This window comes from Symbioplanes lichenis, from assembly GCF_030709675.1.
Lineage (GTDB): Bacteria > Actinomycetota > Actinomycetes > Mycobacteriales > Micromonosporaceae > Actinoplanes > Actinoplanes lichenis.
Genome location: NZ_JAUZQD010000002.1, coordinates 696,573 through 714,994 on the forward strand (window position 1 = coordinate 696,573; position 18,422 = coordinate 714,994).

16 protein-coding genes are annotated in these 18,422 nt (G+C 73.6%); 11 read left to right on the forward strand and 5 right to left on the reverse strand.

What is annotated here, in order from left to right:
• Positions 1–185: 185 nt before the first annotated feature.
• From RAN62_RS07080 to RAN62_RS07130, 11 genes are all read left to right on the forward strand, one after another.
• A complete protein-coding gene (locus RAN62_RS07080; protein WP_305783661.1) occupies positions 186–1,592 on the forward strand; it encodes a glycosyltransferase in 1,407 nt (468 codons plus the stop codon).
• Positions 1,589–4,798 carry a glycosyltransferase gene (locus RAN62_RS07085; protein ID WP_305783662.1) on the forward strand — a complete coding sequence of 1,070 codons (3,210 nt, stop codon included), beginning with the start codon at positions 1,589–1,591 and terminating at the stop codon, positions 4,796–4,798. Before RAN62_RS07080 ends, RAN62_RS07085 begins: the two co-directional genes overlap by 4 nt.
• Before the next feature lie 206 nt (positions 4,799–5,004).
• Entirely contained in the window at positions 5,005–5,262 is a 258-nt protein-coding gene (locus RAN62_RS07090) for a hypothetical protein (protein ID WP_305783663.1), read from the forward strand.
• Positions 5,263–5,461: 199 nt separating this feature from the next.
• Positions 5,462–5,584, forward strand: a complete 123-nt coding sequence (locus RAN62_RS07095) for an alpha/beta fold hydrolase (protein ID WP_305783664.1) — start codon at positions 5,462–5,464, stop codon at positions 5,582–5,584.
• 75 nt (positions 5,585–5,659) lie between these two features.
• Positions 5,660–5,800, forward strand: coding sequence for a keywimysin-related RiPP (locus tag RAN62_RS07100; RefSeq protein ID WP_305783665.1), 141 nt, complete (start codon positions 5,660–5,662; stop codon positions 5,798–5,800).
• A gap of 69 nt (positions 5,801–5,869) precedes the next feature.
• Positions 5,870–7,675, forward strand: coding sequence for an asparagine synthase-related protein (locus RAN62_RS07105; protein WP_305783666.1), 1,806 nt, complete (start codon positions 5,870–5,872; stop codon positions 7,673–7,675).
• On the forward strand, positions 7,653–7,913 hold the full coding sequence (locus RAN62_RS07110; protein WP_305783667.1) for a lasso peptide biosynthesis PqqD family chaperone: 261 nt from the start codon (positions 7,653–7,655) through the stop codon (positions 7,911–7,913). The genes RAN62_RS07105 and RAN62_RS07110 overlap by 23 nt, the downstream gene beginning before the upstream one ends.
• The gene (locus RAN62_RS07115; RefSeq protein ID WP_305783668.1) at positions 7,910–8,338 is read left to right on the forward strand and encodes a lasso peptide biosynthesis B2 protein; all 429 of its coding nucleotides are present in this window, start codon (positions 7,910–7,912) and stop codon (positions 8,336–8,338) included. The genes RAN62_RS07110 and RAN62_RS07115 overlap by 4 nt, the downstream gene beginning before the upstream one ends.
• On the forward strand, positions 8,335–9,273 hold the full coding sequence (locus RAN62_RS07120; RefSeq protein WP_305783669.1) for an ATP-binding cassette domain-containing protein: 939 nt from the start codon (positions 8,335–8,337) through the stop codon (positions 9,271–9,273). Before RAN62_RS07115 ends, RAN62_RS07120 begins: the two co-directional genes overlap by 4 nt.
• Positions 9,270–9,635, forward strand: coding sequence for an ABC transporter permease (locus tag RAN62_RS07125; RefSeq protein WP_305783670.1), 366 nt, complete (start codon positions 9,270–9,272; stop codon positions 9,633–9,635). The genes RAN62_RS07120 and RAN62_RS07125 overlap by 4 nt, the downstream gene beginning before the upstream one ends.
• Positions 9,635–10,054 carry an ABC transporter permease gene (locus RAN62_RS07130; protein WP_305783671.1) on the forward strand — a complete coding sequence of 140 codons (420 nt, stop codon included), beginning with the start codon at positions 9,635–9,637 and terminating at the stop codon, positions 10,052–10,054. Before RAN62_RS07125 ends, RAN62_RS07130 begins: the two co-directional genes overlap by 1 nt.
• Before the next feature lie 28 nt (positions 10,055–10,082).
• Here RAN62_RS07130 and RAN62_RS07135 read toward each other — a convergent pair whose 3' ends face one another.
• From RAN62_RS07135 to RAN62_RS07155, 5 genes are all read right to left on the reverse strand, one after another.
• Positions 10,083–10,559, reverse strand: coding sequence for an FAD-dependent oxidoreductase (locus tag RAN62_RS07135; RefSeq protein ID WP_305783672.1), 477 nt, complete (start codon positions 10,557–10,559; stop codon positions 10,083–10,085).
• A 252-nt stretch (positions 10,560–10,811) separates the two neighbouring features.
• On the reverse strand, positions 10,812–11,279 hold the full coding sequence (locus RAN62_RS07140; RefSeq protein ID WP_305783673.1) for an NUDIX domain-containing protein: 468 nt from the start codon (positions 11,277–11,279) through the stop codon (positions 10,812–10,814).
• Positions 11,279–15,472 carry an SbcC/MukB-like Walker B domain-containing protein gene (locus tag RAN62_RS07145; RefSeq protein WP_305783674.1) on the reverse strand — a complete coding sequence of 1,398 codons (4,194 nt, stop codon included), beginning with the start codon at positions 15,470–15,472 and terminating at the stop codon, positions 11,279–11,281. The genes RAN62_RS07140 and RAN62_RS07145 overlap by 1 nt, the downstream gene beginning before the upstream one ends.
• Positions 15,472–16,626: a TIGR02678 family protein gene (locus RAN62_RS07150; protein WP_305783675.1), complete on the reverse strand. Its 1,155-nt coding sequence runs from the start codon at positions 16,624–16,626 to the stop codon at positions 15,472–15,474. The genes RAN62_RS07145 and RAN62_RS07150 overlap by 1 nt, the downstream gene beginning before the upstream one ends.
• Complete coding sequence (locus tag RAN62_RS07155) at positions 16,623–18,335, reverse strand: DUF2397 domain-containing protein (RefSeq protein WP_305783676.1); 1,713 nt, start codon at positions 18,333–18,335, stop codon at positions 16,623–16,625. The genes RAN62_RS07150 and RAN62_RS07155 overlap by 4 nt, the downstream gene beginning before the upstream one ends.
• Positions 18,336–18,422: the final 87 nt, after the last annotated feature.

An 18,422-nucleotide genomic window follows, 5' to 3' on the forward strand; every position in this document is an offset into this window, starting at 1 on the left:
AGCGAAGAAAGTTCACCAGTTGATCTTGCGGCGGCCGCGGGAAATTCGCGCGCCCGAGAAAAGCGCACGTGAACGTATTGTTTCCTGTCTTCTTTTCCCGCAGCGCCTGTGCTTTCATCGACCCCGGCCGCGGTCCGATGTGGAGAAACGCGGACGAAACAAATGTCGAGCAGAAAGCCCGGACAATGACGACTGTCGAAGCGAAGATCGCGCTGGGCCGGCTCCGGTACGACGCCCGCGTCACCGCCACGCCCGGGCAGCGGGTGGTGCTCGGCGTCGCCGGCATCGCGCTCGCCACCATGATCGTGCTCGCGATTCTCGGGCATCCGGCCGGGCTGCTCGTGGTGGTCGCGTTGGTGACCGCCCTCTACCTCGCCGACCTCCTTTTCTGCGCGTGGCTGGTGACCGGTTCGGCCCGCGACGAGAGGCCCGCCGTCACCGTCACGGCCCGCACCGACTGGCCCCTGTACACGGTCCTGTGCCCGATGTACCGGGAGACGGCGGTCATGGATCAGCTGGTCAAGGCCATGACGGCGCTGGACTATCCGGCCGATCGGCTCGAGGTGCTCCTGCTGCTGGAGGAGGACGACACCGAGACGGTCGCCTTCGTGCGGGCCATGACGCTGCCGGCGACCTTCCGGGTGGTGATCGTGCCCGACTCGCAGCCCAAGACCAAGCCCAAGGCGTGCAACCACGGGCTGACCGTGGCCCGCGGCGACTATGTGGTGATCTTCGACGCCGAGGACGTGCCCGAACCGGATCAATTGAAGAAAGCGGTCTCCGCATTCGATCAACTGTCGCCCCGCGTCGCCTGCCTGCAGGCCCCGCTCAATTTCTACAATCCGCGGCAGAACGTGCTGACCCGGCTGTTCACCGCCGAGTACAGCCTCTGGTTCGATCTGATGCTGCGCGGGCTGCAACGGCTCGGCGGTCCCATTCCGCTGGGCGGGACGTCGAACCACTTCCGGGCCGGGGTGCTGCGCGGGCTGGGCGGCTGGGATCCGTACAACGTGACCGAGGACGCCGACCTCGGCATCCGGCTCTACCGGCAGGGCTTCCGCACCGGCATGCTCGACAGCACCACATACGAGGAGGCGAACCCGCGGGTCCGCAACTGGATCCGTCAGCGCTCCCGGTGGATCAAGGGTTACCTGCAGACACTGCTCGTGCACACCCGCGGCGGCTGGGACCTGCGGCGCACACGCGACCCCCACTTCCTGACGTTCCTGCTGGTCATCGGGGGCAAGGTGCTCGTCAACTATCTCAATCCGCTGATGTGGGCGGCGACGATCGCGTACTTCGCCTTCCGCGCGGCGATCGGCGAGCGGATCGAGCAGTTCTATCCGGCGTGGGTGTTCTATCCGGCGGTCTTCACCCTGGCCGTGGGCAACCTGCTCTTCGTCTACACGTTCCTGCTGGGCAGCGCCCGCCGCGGCAACCACGACCTCATCAAGTACGGCCTGCTGTCCCCGTTCTACTGGCTGCTCATGTCGGTGGCCGCCCTCAAGGGTCTGGGTCAGCTGATCCTGCGGCCGCACTACTGGGAGAAGACGGTCCACGGGCTGCACCTGGAGCAGGAGACGGTCCGATGACCCTCGCCGTCGAGGACTTCCGCTACGCCCCGCCGAAGCAACTGACCTCCCTGTCGGTGGTCATGCCCGCGCACAACGAGGCGGACAACATCGCCGACGCCGTACGCGACGCGCTGTCCGCCGCGCGCAGCGTCACCGACACGTACGAGGTCGTGGTCGTCGACGACGGCAGCACCGACCGCACCGCCGCCATCGTCGAGCAGCTGGTGGCCGTACACGGGAAAGCGGTCCGGTTGATCCGCAACGAGCGCAACCTCGGATACGGGCCGACCGTGCGCCGGGCCCTCGCCGCCGCGACCATGGACTGGGTGCTGTTCACCGACAGCGACCGGCAGTTCGACCTGGCCGAGCTGCCCCGGCTCGTGCCGCTGACCGACGACGCGGACATCGTCACCGGCTGGCGGCGCCGGCGGCAGGACCCGTGGGCGCGGCGCCGCAACGCACACCTGTTCAACCTGGCCGGGCGCTTCTTCTTCGGCACCCGGGTGCGCGACGTGGACTGCGCGTTCAAGCTGATGCGTGCCTCGGCTCTGCGGCGCCTGGAACTCACGGCGGACAGCGCGATGGTCAACACCGAGCTGCTCTATCAGGCCCGGCAGCACGGCCTGCGGGTGCGCGAACTGCCGGTCACCCATCTGCCGCGGCGGCACGGGCAGGCCAGCGGCGGCGACCCGGCAGTGATCCGCAAGGCGGTCCGCGAGTTCTTCACCATGCGCGCCCGCTTCAACGAGCGGGAGAAGAGCCGGCTGCGGATGCACACCTGGCTCGTCGGGATCCTCGCGCTGGCCGCCGGGATCGCGTCCAGCGCGTGGGCGATGCACCACCACGTCGTGCTGGCCTACGGCGACGCCGAGGCGCATCTCAACATCGCCAAGCGGGTCGTCGGCGGGCTGACCGGAGGGTTCGCGCAGCTCGGCAGCGTGTGGCTGCCGCTGCCGCACCTGACCATGCTGCCGTTCGTGGTCAACGACGACCTGTGGCGCAGCGGCATCGCAGGCCCCGCCGTCAGCGTGCCGGCGCTCGTGCTGCTGTGCGTGATGGCGTACAAGCTGGCCTTCCTGCTGACCCGGAAGGCCGGCGTCAGCTGGCTCGCCCCGCTGGTCGTGCTGGCCAACCCGAACACGCTCTATCTGGCGGCCACCCCGATGACCGAGGTGCTGCTGCTCGCCATGGTCACCACCTCGCTCTACTTCCTGGCGAAGTGGATCCTGCGCGGCGGCACGAGCAGCCTGGTCCTGGCCGGGCTCTTCGGCGGCCTGGCCACGCTGGCCCGCTACGACGGCTGGGCGCTGGTCTGCATGGAAGCCGTCGTCGTGGCCCTGGTCGCCTTCCGCACGAAGAGGAACGGCTTGGTCATCCTCTTCGGGGTGCTCGCCTTCGCCGGGATCGGCGGCTGGCTCGTGTGGAACCAGCTCATCTTCTCCGACCCGCTCTACTTCGCGTCCAGCGTCTACGGCTCCGCCGAACAACAACAATTCTTCCTGCGTACGGGTCTGCTGCCGACCTATCACCACGCCGGCAAGTCCGTCGTGTACTGGTTCGAGGACGTCCGCATCGTCGCCGGCTCGACCTTGATGGTGGTCGCCGGGGCGGGCTTGATCCGGCTCGTCACCTCCTCCGTGAAGAAACGCGCACTCGGCCCCGTCCTCGTCGGCTTCGTCGCCTTGAGCAGTTTCGCCTTCTACATCCTGTCGCTGTGGCTCGGGCAGGCGTCGCTGATCCTGCCGCGATTCGTGCCCGACAATGTGCCCTACACCATGAGCAACATCCGGTACGGGTTGCAGGCGCTGCTCCCGATCGGCCTGTTCGTCGCGTTCCTCGCCGCCCGCAAGCCGCGGATCCTCGGGCCGGTGCTCGTGGTGGTGATCCTCGCCCAGGGCGCGGTTTCCGTGGCGACGAGCCGGGTCATGACGTACGAGGACGGCACGCACGGCCTGTCGTCCCAGCTGGTCTCCAAGGGCCCGGACGCGCCGCACGTCGAGGCGTGGATGCGCGCACACTACGACACCGGCCTGGTGCTCATGGACGATTACCGGCGCCCGATCGGGCCCGTCGAAAGCGGCGTCCCGATGCACTCGCTGATCGGGGTGGGCAACAAGCCGTACTGGCAGGAAAGTTTGGACAACCCCGGCAAGCACGCCACCTGGGTCATCCTGCAACAGGGCGACACGGACGCGGTGTGGAAGGGCTTCGGGGCGCAGTCCCGGGCGATTCTCGAGGACCATTTCGCCGAGGTCTACCGCAGCGGCCCGATCCACGTCTACAAGCGCCGCCCGCCCGCCTCGGAATTCGTCCGCAAACAGGGCCAGCATCTCTATCTGGCCGGCGAGAGGTGGCGCGCGGCGGGGGTCAACAGCTACGACCTTCTCACCCAGCCGTACGCCGAGATCGTCGCGCGCATCGACGCGCTGGCCAACGCCGGGCACAACACGATCCGCACGTGGTGCTTCGACAAGGACGGCGGGATCAGCGACGCGACGTTGCGCACTCTCGCGGCGACGGCCCGGTATGCGTACGGGCGATCGGTGCGTCTGGTGTGCACCCTGTCGAACTTCCACGACGACTTCGGCGGGATCGGCCCGGACTTCTTCACCAATGCCGGGCCTTTTCAGGATCAGGTGCGCCGGGTGCTCACCTTCACCGACGACCAGGGTGTCCGCCTCGCCGACTCCCCCGGCATCCTCGCCTGGGACCTGATGAACGAGCCGCGCGGCCCGGTGCGCGACTGGACCGAGACGATGGCCAGCTATGTGGCGAGCATTGACCAGCGCCATTTGGTGACGATCGGTGCGGAGGGCTTCCGTGACGGCTATCCGGCCCGGGCGGAGATGGCGGGCCCGGCGGGCAGCGGCTTCGGTGACTTGTGTTCCGTACCGTCGATCACGCTGTGCTCCACGCACCTGTTCCCGAAGTACCTGAGCGACCCGGACGCCCTCACCCCGGTGCTGCAGGGCTGGCGCGCCGACGCGGACACGGCCGGCAAGCCGGTGCTCCTGGAGGAGATCGGGTTCTCGCTGTCCGACGGCGGCGACGCGGCCGACCGGTCGGCCTTCTACGCCGCCGCCGGGCGCGCCGTGCGCAGCAGTGACCTCGACGGTGCCCTCCTCTGGAACGTCGGCCGCACCGCCGACGCGTCCTTCACCCTCTCCTTCGCCGACCCGTCGACCGCCGCCGAGCTGGCCCGCTGGCCCCGCCTGGTGAGCTGAGACGTTGCGGGAGGCCCGTCTCCGGCCGCTTGCCGACGGCGGGAGACCGGCGGTAGCGTGCGACGAACTCGTTCTACGCGCGCATCACGCGGGGGGCGGCAGACCGCACGAAAGACGCGCATCGGCCTGGTCTCCGGCGGCCTGGGCGCCTACTGGCCGCAGTTCCCCGGCCTGCTGCCGCAGCTCAAGCAGTCCGCCACGGGCCGGTGACGCTGCTCGGGCTGGGCCAGGACGAGGACGGCACCCTGGCCTTCGTCGCCTCCGAAGGCACCGTCGTCCCCGGCCCCCTGCTCCGCATCGGCAACACCACCTCCCGCGTCGACTTCGGCCGCGACCCGGGCGAATGGGTCGACGCCTGGAGCGCCACCGGCATCGGCCACCACTGGTCCCTGTCCGTGGGCCACCGCGCCGCCACCTACGCGGCCGCCGCCGGCCTCCTCGGCATCCCCTTCCGCCAGGTGTAGCCCGCCCGACTTTCGCATCGTGCCGCACCCGCGGGAGCTGGTCGGCTGACCGCTCACACCCCCACGCGGGCGGCGACCGCGGCGACTGTGGTCAGGTCGTCGCCCGAGAGCCCGGCGCGGCTCAGCACCGCCAGCGACTTGTTGGTCGCCAGGGTGCACAGGGCCAGCTCCGCCGAGCGGCGAGAACGCCTTCCGGACGATGCGGCTGGCGGCCGACGACGTCACCGGAGTCCTGCTCGACGACTGCGGGCACTATCCCGCCGAGGAACAGCCGGAGCGCTTCACCGAGGTCCTGTCGACCTTCCTGCGGGGTGACCGGTAGCGACGTATAGGGGCCTGTGTAGGCGAGCGTGGTGGAGCCGGTCCGACCGGGCCGGCCCGACGAAAGGAACGGACGATGACCGACCACAGTGCCGTCTACGAACCGCCCGCGCTGGTGGAGCTCGGGGACTTCACCGACGTCACGCTCGGCTACTTCTTCGGCCTGACGCCGGACTGGCTGGTCCGGTTCTTCAACCTCTGCCCGACCGGCTGCTGAGCCGGTGCGACCAGTGGCGGAGGGCCGCACCGGCCCTCCGCCGCGGCACCGAGACCCCGGAGGCGGGCGATGGAGTTCCTGATCTTCCCCGACAGCCCGGCCGTGGCGGCGACCGGCCACCCCGGCCGGGTGCTGCCGCACGCGTCCGGCCGGCCGTGGCTGGCCGGCCACTGGCGCGACGGCGACCTCACCGTGGTGACGGCCGGGCGGCGCCGGCTGGTGGTGGCCGGCAGCGCCCGCCCGGACCCCGGCGCCGCGGAGCGGGCCCTGGCCGCCGCGCGATCCCTGGGAGACCTGGACCGGTGGTGGCGTGAGCAGCACGGCAGCGCACACCTGCTGGTGTCCTTCGACGGGCACGTCCGGGCCCAGGGCACCCTGTCCGGCGCCCGGCAGATCTTCCACACCCGGGTGGACGGGATCGAGTACGCCGGCACCGGCCAGCGGCTGCTCGCCGGCCTGCGCGGGGCAACCGTGGACCCGGAGGCAGTGGCCCTGCGCCTGCTGAGCCCCGCCCCGCCGTGGCCCCTGAGCACCCGGCCGGTCTGGCGCGACGTCCGGGCGGTGCCGGTGGGCGCCTGGCTGGAACTGGACCCGGACGGCGGCGCCCGCACCCACCGGTGGTGGAGGCCACCACACCCCGACCTGCCGGTCGCCGAGGCCGCCGCGTACCTCCGATCAGCGCTGTGCGCGGCCGTGGCCGCCCGCGCCGGAGCGACCGTCAGCGCCGACCTCTCCGGCGGGCTCGACTCCACCACGCTGTGCTTCCTGGCCGATGCCGCCGGCGCGGACCTGATCACCCACCACTGGACCCCGCGGGACCCGGCCAACGCCGACAGCGTGTGGGCCGGCCGGGCCGCCGGGCTGCTGCCCCGGGCCCGGCACCGCCGCGACGCACCGGAGGACCGCCCCGCGTGGTTCTCCGAGCCCGCGCCCGGCTCGGTCACCCCACAGGCACCGCTGCTCTTCCACCGCAACCTCGCGCAGATGGCGGAACTGTCACACAGCATGCGCGCCCAGGGTTCCCGGGTCCACCTGTGCGGCCTCGGCGGCGACGAGCTCTTCAGCCACCCGCCCGCGTACCTGTGGTCGATGCTGCGCCGCGACCCGGTCGCGACGCTCGGCGCGGCCCGCCGCGCCCGGCTGCTGAACCGCTGGCGGACCGGCGACACCGCGCGCGCCCTGACCGACCGGCGTACGTTCGGCGCCGCGCTCGCCGCCGTGTCCAGCGGCCTGACCGGCCCGGCGCCGGACTTCGCCGCCCCGGCCACCGCATGGATCGGCCCGGTCCGGCTGCCCGCCTGGTGCCGCGACGACACGGCGCACGCCGTCCGGGCCGCGGTCACCGCCGCCGGGCCGGTCGCCCCGCTGCATCCCGACCGGGTCCAGCACCACGCCACCGAGATGGTGACCGGCAGCGGCGACGCCCTGCGCGAGCTCAACGCGGCGCTGGCTCCGGCCGGGCTGCCCTGGGAAGCGCCGTTCCTGGACGACCGGATCGTGGACGCGGCGCTGCGCGTACGAATCGAGGACCGGGTGGTCCGCGGGCACTACAAGCCCGTCCTCACCGCGGCCGTGCGGGGCCTGGTGCCGGAACCGCTGCTGGGCCGGCAGACCAAGGGCGAGTTCGCCGCCGAGATCTACGAGGGCCTGCGCGCCAACCTGAGCCGGCTGATCCGCTGGTGCGACGACCTGCGGCTGGCCGGCCTGGGCCTGGTCGACGCCGGCGCGCTGCGTGACGCGCTGCTCGCTCCCCGGCCGCACCTGGCCGGCCTGGTGCCGTTCGAGACCACGCTGGCCTGCGAGAGCTGGCTGCGCTCGCTCGACGAGACCAACCGCATGGAAGGGACCTCGCATGACGTACGACCTGTCGCCTGACGTGACCGCCACCGAGACCGCGGACGGTCTGGTCCTGCTCGACCTGCGCAGCGGCCGGTACTGGCAGCTCAACCCCACGGCATCGGGCGTCCTCGGATCGCTGCTGGCCGGCGCGTCGCCCGACGAGGCCGCGCGCGAGCTGAGCGACCGCGCCGGGATCCCGGCCGAGCGGTCGGCCGGCGACGTCCGGCAGCTGATCCGCGGGCTGCGCGACCACCGCCTGGTGGTGACCCGATGAGCGTCCCGGTCGCGGTGCCGCCCCGCATGCCGCTGCCGTGGCGGGCGCAGATCACGGCCCGCCTCGCCGTCGCCGCCGCCCGGCCGCTGAGCCGGCTGCGCCCGCACGCCCTGCGCCGGGTGCTCGTCCGGGCCAGCCGGGGCGCCCGCCCGGCCAGCGCCGCCACCGCCGCGCGCGCCCGGCAAGCCGTCATCACGGTCAGCGCGCGCTGCGCGGGCCACGGCTGCCTGCAACGCTCCATCGCCGCCGCGCTGCTCTGCCGCCTCGGCGGCACCTGGCCGGACTGGTGCACCGGGGTGCGGGCGCAGCCGTTCGGCGCGCACGCCTGGATCGAGGTGGACGGCACGGCGATCGGCGAGGCCGACGACATCGCCCACTATCGCACCGTGCTGAGCGTCCGGTGCGCCCCGGGCGGTGCCCGATGACCGGCCACCCGGCGGTACGCACCGAGGGGCTGCACAAGCGCTACGGCGCCCGCACCGCGGTGGCCGGGCTCGACCTGACCGTGCCGGCGGGCGCCCTGTTCGGCTTCCTCGGTCCGAACGGCGCCGGCAAGACGACAACCGTCGGTCTGCTGTCCACCCTGCTCAAACCCACCTCCGGGTACGCCGAGGTGGCCGGCTGCGACGTGCGGCGCCGACCGGCCGAGGTGCGGCAGCGCATCGGCCTGGTGTTCCAGGAGGCCACCCTGGACATGGACCTGACGGCCGCGCAGAACCTGCAGCTGTACGGCGACCTGTTCGGGCTGCCCCGCGCGGAGACCAGGCGCCGGGCCGGTGACCTGCTCGAGCTGATGGGTCTGAGCGAGCGCACCGGCGAGCCCGTGGCCGGCTTCTCGGCCGGGATGCGGCGCCGCCTCGAGATCGCCCGGGGCCTGCTGCACACGCCCAGCGTGCTGTTCCTGGACGAGCCGACCGCCGGCCTCGACCCGCAGACCCGGGCCGCCGTGTGGCAGCGGCTCGCCGAGCTGCGCGCCGAACGCGACATCACCGTCTTCCTCACCACGCACTACCTGGAGGAGGCGGAGAACTGCGACCAGGTGGTGATCATGAACGACGGCACGCTCGTGGCCGAGGGCACGCCCGCCCGGCTCAAGGCGGTGGTCGGCGACGACCTGGTCCGGCTGCGCACCGGCGACGACGCGGCCGCGGCCCGCACGATCCAGCAGGTGTTCGGCCACCGGACCCAGCCGGAACGGGACGGCCTGCGGCTGCGGGTACGCCACGGGGCCGCCTTCACCCCGCGGCTGTGCGCGGCGCTGACCGTCCCGGTGCACTCGATCACCGTGACCCCGCCGACGCTCGACGACGTGTTCCTGCACTACACCGGGCACACCATCCGTACGGAGGGCGCATCATGACCGGATCCGCGCACCTGCGCACCGTGCACGTCCTGTGGCGCCGCGAGTTGCTGCGGTTCGCCCGCAGCCCGCTGCGCGTGGCCATGGTCCTGCTGCTGCCGCTGCTGTTCCTGGTGGTGCTCGGCACCGGCCTCGACGCCGCCCTCGCCCCGGGTGCCGGCGGCGAGTTCCGGGCTTACCTGTTCCCCGGCGCCGTGCTGATGGCGGTGCAGGCGCCCGCCCTGAGCGTGGGCGCATCGATCGTGTGGGATCGCAGATCCGGCTTCCTGCGCCAGGTTCTCGTCGCGCCGGTCGCCCGCCGGGCCGTCCTGCTCGGAATCTGTCTGGGCGGGGCCACCACCGGCGGGCGTACGGCGCACTGATGCTCACCCTGGCGCCGTTCGCCGGCTCCGGTTACCGCCCCGGCCTGCTGCTCGCGCTGCCCGTACTGATGCTGCTGGCGTTCGGGTTCACCGCTCTGGGCGTCCTCATCGCCGTCTGCATCCGCCGCCCGGAGGCGTTCCAGATCGTGGCCGGGCTGTGCCTGATGCCCCTGCTGTTCCTGTCCGGCGCGGTGCTGCCCGCCCAGGGGCTGCCCGGCTGGCTCAGCGGCGCGGTACTGGCCAACCCGCTCACCTACGGCGTCGACGCCCTGCGCCGCACCCTGCCCGGCGACGCCGAGGTGGTGAGCCCGGCCTGGGCCGGCTGGGTGCCCCCGGTCGCCGTCGAAATCGCGGTGCTGGGGCTGCTCGCGGTGCTGGCGCTCGGGGTGGCCACCGCCCGATTCGCCCGGCCCGAGTGACCGGCCCCCTTCACCGAAACCCTGGGAGCTACTCGTAATACTCGCGTCCGGAGGTCTTGACGCCGTCCATCATGTGCCGCAGGTTGACAGGCGCGTTGTAGCCGAAGATGCGCTCGAAGGACTGGTAGCCCTCCTCGGAGGATGCGGCGCTGCGCGGCAGCATTCTCCCGGCGAAGGCGTCGAACGCGGCGTCGATGTCGCCCGGGTTCTCGGCGATGAGGGTGCCGAGTTCCGCGCCGTCGAAGAGCGCCCAGTTCGCGCCGTCGCCGTCGGGCGGGGTCAGGTGCGCGGCGTCGCCGACGAGCATCACGCCGGGCCTGCGGTCCCAGGTGTGCCCGAGCGGGAGGCCCCAGATGGGACGGACGACGGGGCCGGTGTCCCCGCCGGTGATCAGCTCGGTCAGTTCCGGCGCCCATCCGTCCCCGAGTTGGTCGGCGACAACCTGCAGTGCCTGCTCCTTGGCGGCGAGGTCGACGGTTTCCGCCCAGGCGAGCGGTTTCTTCATGACGGCGTAGACGTGGATGATGTCGTTGGCTTCGCGGTGTCCGAAGATGCCGCCCCTCGGCGTTGCCGGAGCCTGGCCAGAGCGAGGCTGAACGTGCAGGACAGACCGGTTGCCTCAGCCAGATCGACGAGCGACCGGTCACGCTGATCCTCGGACAGGATCGTCTCGAAGGCTCGGGAGTCCCACCAGCCGATGTCATGTTCGCCGGACGAGCCAGGTGGAGTTCGGAGAACGCGCGCCCTACGCCTTCCTTCAGGCGCCGAGGTGACCGGTGGCGCGCAGGAGGGCGCGGGCGAACCGGTTGAGGTCGGCGCCGGGCAGCTGCGCCGGGCGGAACCAGCCGAGCTCGCTGACCTCCTCCAGGTCGGGCGTCGGCGTCCCGCCGGCGATCCGCGCCTCGAAGACGGCGGGGACGTAGGCGACCCGGTCGCCGTTGCCGTAGGTCACCTCGTAGTCGGCGCCGCCGAGCACGGCCAGCAGGCGGGGCGGGGTGATCCGGATGCCGGTCTCCTCGAGGATCTCGCGTTCGGCGGCCCGGGCGGGCGTCTCGCCGATCTCGATCGCTCCGCCGGGCACGGTCCACCCATCGGTGGTGCCGGCGTGCCGTACCAGCAGCAGCCGTTCGTCCTGGTCGACGACGAGAACCGACACCGACGGCAGCTGGATCAGCTCGTGGCCGATCGCGGCGCGCAGGCGCGCCACGTGCGGGGACATGCCCATCAGCCGTCCACCTCCGCCAGCGAGTCGAACAGGTCCGGGCCGAGCGGCTCGTCCATCGGGCGGCGCTGGGCGAGGATCTGCACGGTGTGGTCGGCCACGGGCAGCTGTTCGAGGGTCTTGCCCGCCCACAGCATCAGCGACAGGTCGACGCCCGGGGTCGGGGCGGGGGCGCGGGAGACGATCCACACGGCGGCGGCCGGGACCTGGGCCGCGGCGACCAGGGCGGACGGGCCGGCCAGCAGGAAGTCCAGGTCGAAGTCGACGAGCAGCCGCAGCATGGTGGCGCGGTTGGCGGGGTCGACGCCCTCGAAGGCCTCGTCGAGCCACAGGGGGCGCGGGGCCTGCGGGGACTCGCTGTAGAGGGCGACCAGGGTAGCGAGCAGCGGCTGGAGCAGGGTGACGACCTTGCCGCCACCGGAGTCGACGCCGTGGGCCTGGCGGGTCAGGGGCTTGTAGTCGCTGCCGGCGACCTTGAACTCGGCGACCACGTCGAACCAGGTGCGGTAGTCGAGCAGGCGGGCGAGGTGGTCCAGCCATTCCTCGGTGCTGCCGGGCCCGGCGTCCTGGGCCTCGCGCAGCCGGTCGCCGAGGAAGGTGCGGATGTGCTCCTGGGCGGATCCCGAGTCGAGGGTGCCGGATTCGAGGGCCTTGAGGATGGCGTACCCGGCCTTCTGGCCTTCGGCGGGGTGGCGGCGCAGCCGCAGGGTGGTGCGGTTGGCGCCGGTGGGGTGCCGCTCCAGCACGCGATTGACCACCTCGAGCAGCGCGACGACCTTCTTCTGGCGGTCGGCGAGGTGGTCGATGAAGGTGGAGGCGAGCAGCTCGGTGTACATCGCGTCGAGCTTCCCGTCGTACGCGGCGGTCAGCGCCGTGACCAGCTCGTCCAGGTGGGTGACCGCGTCGGCCGGGCTGAGCTGGGCGCCGGAGGCGTCGACGACGACGGCCACGGACGGCAGGTCGTGGGTCTCGTCGGGCTCGACGGTGTGGGCGGAACGGCCGCCGGAGGCTTCGAGAACCGTACGCAGCTCGGCCAGCGGGTTGCCCAGCGCCCGGGACATGGCGGCCTGCACCCGCTTGGCCTTCTCGGGCGCGGTGTCGGGCCAGTTGGCGGGCTTGACGGTCCGGACCACCTCGTGCGGATCCACGCCGCCGGGGTGCAGCGCGACCCAGGCGGCCTCGGCGGCGTCCCGGGCGCGAACGGCACTGTCCCAGGCGGCCTGGCGCTGTTCCAGAGTGGTGGCGGCGCTGCTCGCGGCGGCGCTGAGCCGCAGACCGGTCTCGCGGCTGGCGGCGACGGACTTGTCCAGCTCACGGATGCGGGCCTGCAGCGTGGCGGCCCGGTCGATCTGGTCGCGGTCGTCGCGGGCCACCGACTCGCCGGCTTCCTCGGCGTGGATGGCGGCCTCGGCGGCTTCGGCGGCCGCCTCGCGGGCCGCCCGGTCGGACTCGGCGGCGGCGGTGGCGGCGGCCGACGCGGTGGTCGCGGTGGTGGCCAGGTCGCGCTCGGCGGCGGTGACCCCGGTGTACGCCAGCCGCAGCTCGGCCACGGTCCGCGACGCCTCGTCGAGGTCGGTCACGACGGCGTCGAGCTGGTCCTCGGCGGCGGGCAGGCCCTCCTGGTCGGCGTGGGTGGCCGCCTCGGTACCGGCTTCCTCCGCGCGGCGGCGGGCGGTGAGCGCGGCGGCGTGCGCCCGGGAGTGGGCGACCTCGGCCCGGTCGCGTTCGGCGGTGGCGGCCGCGCGGGCGCTTCCGGCGGCGACGGCGTCGGCGTCGTCGGGGGCCTGGGCGGCGGTGTCCCGCAGCTCGGCGATGCGGGTGCTCAGCACGTCCGCCTCGGCCCGCAGATTCGCGGCTTCGGAGCGCAGGGCGGCGGCCTGGGTCTGCGCCTCGGCGAGACGGCGGCGACGGGCGGCGTCCCGGGCGGCGGTGCCGAGCAGGGAGGCGCCCTCGGGGGCGGGCCCGGCCTGTCCGGCGGTCAACGGGGTACGCCACCGGCCGTCCCCGGAGATCGCCACGGTCGCCTCGCGATCCAGCGGCGCGCCGGGCTCGGCGTACGCGATGGCGGCCAGCACCGAGCGGACGGAGTCGCCCAGCTCGCCGGCGTCCTCGGCCACCCGCAGGATCGAGGCGCCGGACGAACCGCGAGCGACCGCGACCGTATCCCGGCCGTCGCGCGCCGGATCCCACGTGCCGTCGGCGGTGATCCACGCGTCGAGCAGCCCGGCCGCGGCCAGCGCCGCCTCCACGTGGTCGAGAACGTCCTGGTCGAGGTCCTCGGCCGGGTCCACGAGCCGCCACAACGGGGACCCGGTCCCGGTGGGCCGGTCCCGGCGCGTCCAGCCGACCGGCGACGGGGACACCACGTCCGACGCGGTGTCCAATGACGCGGCGTCGGCATCCAGGGCCGCTGCCCGCGTATCCAGGTCACGGGCCTGTGCGCGCAGGGTACCGATCCGCTCGGTCAGCGGGGTGATCGCCGGATCGAGCCAGGCGGTGGTCAGCAGCGTCCGCAACACCTGCCGGGGGCGCGCGCCCGTCGCCGCCTCCGTCACCTCGCGCAGCCAGTCCTCGCGCAGGGACAGGGCGGGCGCGGTGTCGCCCAGCTTCTCCGCCCACCGTTCGAGCTCGTCGGACAGTGATTGCAGGGCATCCGTCAGCGAGGAAGCGGCATCCGCGGCGGCGGACGAGCGATTGTCCAGCTCGGACGAGGCGAGCGACGCCGCGTCGTCGAGCGACCGGGCGGACGCGACCGCGGTGACCGCCGTCCGCAGCAGCTTGCGCAGCACGGCGACCCGGCCCCGGCGCGCGGTGACCGCGGCGGTGAGCCGGTCGGTGTCGCCGGCCGCGGCCCATTCGGCGGCGGTGGATCCCAGCCCGGCCCGTGCGGCGGCCGACACCACCTGCTCCGCGCGCGCCGCGACGGTCTCGCGGGCCGAGGCGAGCGAGGACGACGCGCGCTCGTGGGCGTCGGTGGCCCGGGCGGCATCGGTGGCGGCCCGGTCGGCCTGGGCCCGGGCCGCCGTGGCGCGCGTGTGGGCGGTGCCGGCTTCCCGGCCCAGCTGCTCGGCCCGGGCGGCCCGGGCGGCGGCGTCGCGATAGACGTCCGAGCGCAGCAGTTCCTCGTACGCGGCGTGGGCGTTCTTGACCGCCTGCTCGAGCGAGGCGGTGTTCTGGCCCTCGGCGAAGTACTCCGCCCGCGCGGTATCCAGCGCGGACGTGGCCGCATCCACGGCGCGGGCCGACGCATCCACCGCGCGCGAGGCCGCGACGAGCGCGTCGGCGTGCAACCGCTGCACGGCGTCGACCCACGGGCGCCACGCCTTCGCCTGGTAGACCGCCACGGCGTCGCGGGCCCCGGCGGCGTGGTCGCGGTCGCGGCGCAGTTGTTCGAGCTGCTGCCAGCCCTCGGCCAGCTCCTCGACCTCGGTGCGGGCGATCGGTGGCAGCGCGGCCCGGATCTGCGCGGTGAACCAGTCCGGGTTGAGCCGCTGGCCGAGATGCGGGGTGCGCAGGACCTTGAGCATCTCGAGCACGGTCGCGTACCGGTCGGTGTCGGCGAAGCCGAAGAGCTCGGTGGCGAGCCGCTCGGCGTAGCGCTTGCCGCTGTCGCAGACGCTCAGCCCGGGTACGCCGGACAGGTCGCGGGGCTCGACGACGGCCTTGCCCGCGGCCAAGTGCAGGCCGGCGCGGACCCGGTCGGTGCCGTGGCAGATGAGCCACACCGGGGTGAGCTGGCTGACGCCGCGCTTGGCCTGCGCGTACAGCAGGGTGGTGTAGAACTCGGGGCCGCGCGGGCCCAGCCGGCCGTACTCGACCCAGGCCCAGCCCCGGTTCGTGCCCGCGCCGGTCTCGCGGCGGTCCCGGGCGTCGTCGGTGGGCTCCACGTAGTAGCGGAACGACTTGTCGGACTGGCCGAATGTATCCACGTACTGCCGGTCCAGCCCGCCCGCCAGCATGATCAGCGTGGTCAGCGCCATCAGCGTGGACTTGCCGGACTGGTTGGCCCCGACGAACTGCGCGCGCCCGTCGGCGAACCAGTACTCCGCCGCGTCGAACTCCCACAGGTTGACCACGCCGGCGCGCAGGATCTGCCAGCGCTCGCGGGTGGGCGCGGGCAGCTCCCCGCCCGCGGCGGCGTCACGCCACCGGGCGAGAGCGTTGTCGGAGACCTCGGGTCCCACAGCGGTCGGCATCAGGCCTCCGTGGCGTCGGTGATGGTCACGCCGGGCGCCCGGTAGCGTCCGGCGACCGGCAGCAGGATCCAACTGCCGTCGGGTGGGGTCCGCAGCAGGCCGAGTTCGGTCAGCTGCTCCTCGGCCCCGGCCCGCAGCGCGCCCGGCACCTCGCGTTGCGCCTTGTTGAGATAGTCGCCACGCCACTCGACGAGGTCCGCGACGACCTCCTCGACCTGCGCGTCGGTGAGCGTGACGGTCCCGTCGGGCTGCCGCGTGCCGGCCTGCCCGGCGCCGTCGGCCATGAGCAGCGCCACCCAGTCGGCGGCGCGCGCCCGCGGCCAGTCCGCCACGGTCGCCGGGTTCTCGTCGCCGGTCAGCACCAGCACCAGGCCCTCGGCGCGCGCCTCGACCTGCCCGCCGGTCATCCGGGCCACGTCGCCCGCGCGCGGCCCGCGGGCCGCCTTCCAGGCCTCGGCATCGTCGGGGTCCAGGCCGGCGTAGAGCACGGCCGGCGTCTCGGTCAGGCTGCGCAACTGCCGCACGGTACGGGTGGCAGCCCGCTGTTCCGCGCCGTCGTCCGCCTCGGGGGCCAGCGCCGCGGCGAGCACGTCGGGACTGGTCATGAGCAGCAGGGCGTCGCGGTCGACGTCGTACCCGGCGCCCGGGCCGTGACCACGCTCGGTCCACTCGTCGAGCAGATGCTCGTCGCTGGTGCGCCGCCGCAGCACACCCCAGGTCTCCAGCACCGTCGCCGCGGCGCGCAGGAGCTTGCGCTGCGGGCGGTCCTCGGGGTCGTACGGCTGGATCCGCACCCCAGCGGTCGCGCTCAGGTCGCGGACCAGGTCGGACAGCCGCTGCAACGTGACCGGCCCGGCGATCTCCTCGCAGCAGGCGGCCAGCACGCAGGTCAGGGCGAGCACCCGCCGGTCGGGGGCGGCGGCGGGCCGCGGCGGCGCGGATACCTTCCCGGCGATCGGGATCCGAATGAGCCGCACGGTACGCCCGACTCGCTGCACCCGGTATCCCAGCCGGCCCGCGCTCTCGGTCACCGCCCGCAGATGCCGCAGCACGAGCCGGTGCAGCCCCGGATCCGTCGCCGGCGTGATCATCGGCGTGGCGAGGAGTCCGAGAAACGCCCGCTGCGCGTCCCGCGTGTCGGCGCTCGTACTCATGCCGTCCTCCCCGTGGCTTCGCTCGCTTCCGGGCGGGCGGCGCCGACGTCCCGGGCCTCGATGTGCAGGCGGATGTCGGGGTGGACCAGACGGCCGTCCGGGGTGTGGATGACGGCGGCGGGCGCTCCGGCGGGGGCGGGCTCGGCGCGTACGTGCCAGCGCGAATCGCCCGTCACAGCCTCGCGCACCCCGTCGTCGCCGGGCCGGGCCGAGGCGACCACGCCGAGCAGGAGCAGCAGCATCTGCGTCTCGCCCCCGGTCGGCGACGCCCAGTCTGACAACCGGTTGCCGGAGCGGGCCAGCACGGCGGCTTCGGTGCGGGCGGCCTCGGTCTGCGTCTCGGCGGCCCGCTGCCGGGCGGCGCGCCGGGCCTCGGTGCGGTCCGGGATGCGCGCGGCCGAGCCGGTCGTCGCCTTGGGCCCATGCTTGCGCAGACGCGCCTCGACCGGGACGGGCTCGGCGTCCCAGAACGACGTCGCCCCGGGACTACCCGCCGGGGCGGGCGCCTCTCCGGGCAGGTGCCGCGCCGAGAAGAGTCCCGTGGCGGCGCACCACAGATCCCAGCCGGCCTGCTCGGTCGGCGTCGCCTCGAGCCGGGCCGCGAGCGCGAGCAGCTCGGCGCGCCGGGAGACGTGACCTCCGACGGCGGCGAGGGTGCGCTGGCCGCGTACCAGGGGGGTGATGGTGTCGCGCATCTGCCGCCGCAGCACGCGAGCCTGGCAGCCGGGCCCGTCGAACCACCGGCGCAGCGTGTCGAGCGTCTGCGTGTAGCTGCGCCGCAACTCGTCGATCGCGGCGTCGTCGGCGGCCGGGCCGAGATGATGCACGGCGATGCGACGCCAGCCGGCTTCGTCGGTACGCCGCAGGTCGCGCACCAGGGCCGTGATCGTGTCCGAGTGCGTGTCGACGCCCGCGCCCCACATGTCGACGTACCGGCGGAGGGTCTCCTGCACGAGCGCGAGCTTGTCCGCGTCCGGCGCGCCCGCCAGCGCCCCCGCCAGCCGGGCCTGCCACCCGGCCGCGGCCGCCGCCATCGCCTGATGGGTCGTCTGGATGACCGACCACGCCCCGGCCGCCGCGGCCGGATCGTTCGCCGCCGCGTCCCGCAGCGTGGTGAGATGCGCCGTGAGGACGGACGGCGCCATGGTGGCCGCCGCGGCCGTCGCCAGGTCGTCCTCCCCCAGCCGCCGCACCGCACTGTGCAGCGCCGCCGCCGTCGGAGTCAGCTGATAGCGGTCGAGGTTGCGCAGGAAGTCCTCGTCGCGGCGCGCCCGGTCCTGCCACACCTCGACGACGTGCCAGGCGGCGAGGCGCCGCATCCGCTGCTCGAGCGCGAACCCCGGATCGTCGACCAGCCCGGCGTCGAGCCCCCGCCCGCGCAGGTGGTCGCGGAGCAGCCCGGGCAGGTCGGCCGCGGGCACCCCGGTCAGCGTGTGCTGCTGCTGGTCGAGCAGCACGTCGACGATGAGCCGGTACTGCGCGGCGAGCGGCCCGGTCAGATAGCTCGCCTCCACGAGCCCGCCGGCCAGTCCGGCCATCCGGCCGAGGTCGAGCTGCCCCTCCTGCTCGTCGCCGCTGTCCGCGGGCAGCATGCCGGTCCCCCCGTCGCTGATCACCTCGCCCCTGGTGGCGAACGCACGAGCATAGGCGCCGGGGTCCACCGCCCCGCCCCGCCCGTCGCCGGCATGCGACATTGCCCACTGCGTCACGCGATGATCAACGCCCGGCCGCCCCCGACGACACGCACGCCCCGGACGCCGGGCGCCGCCGAATCTGGCACACCGAGACGCTGACCT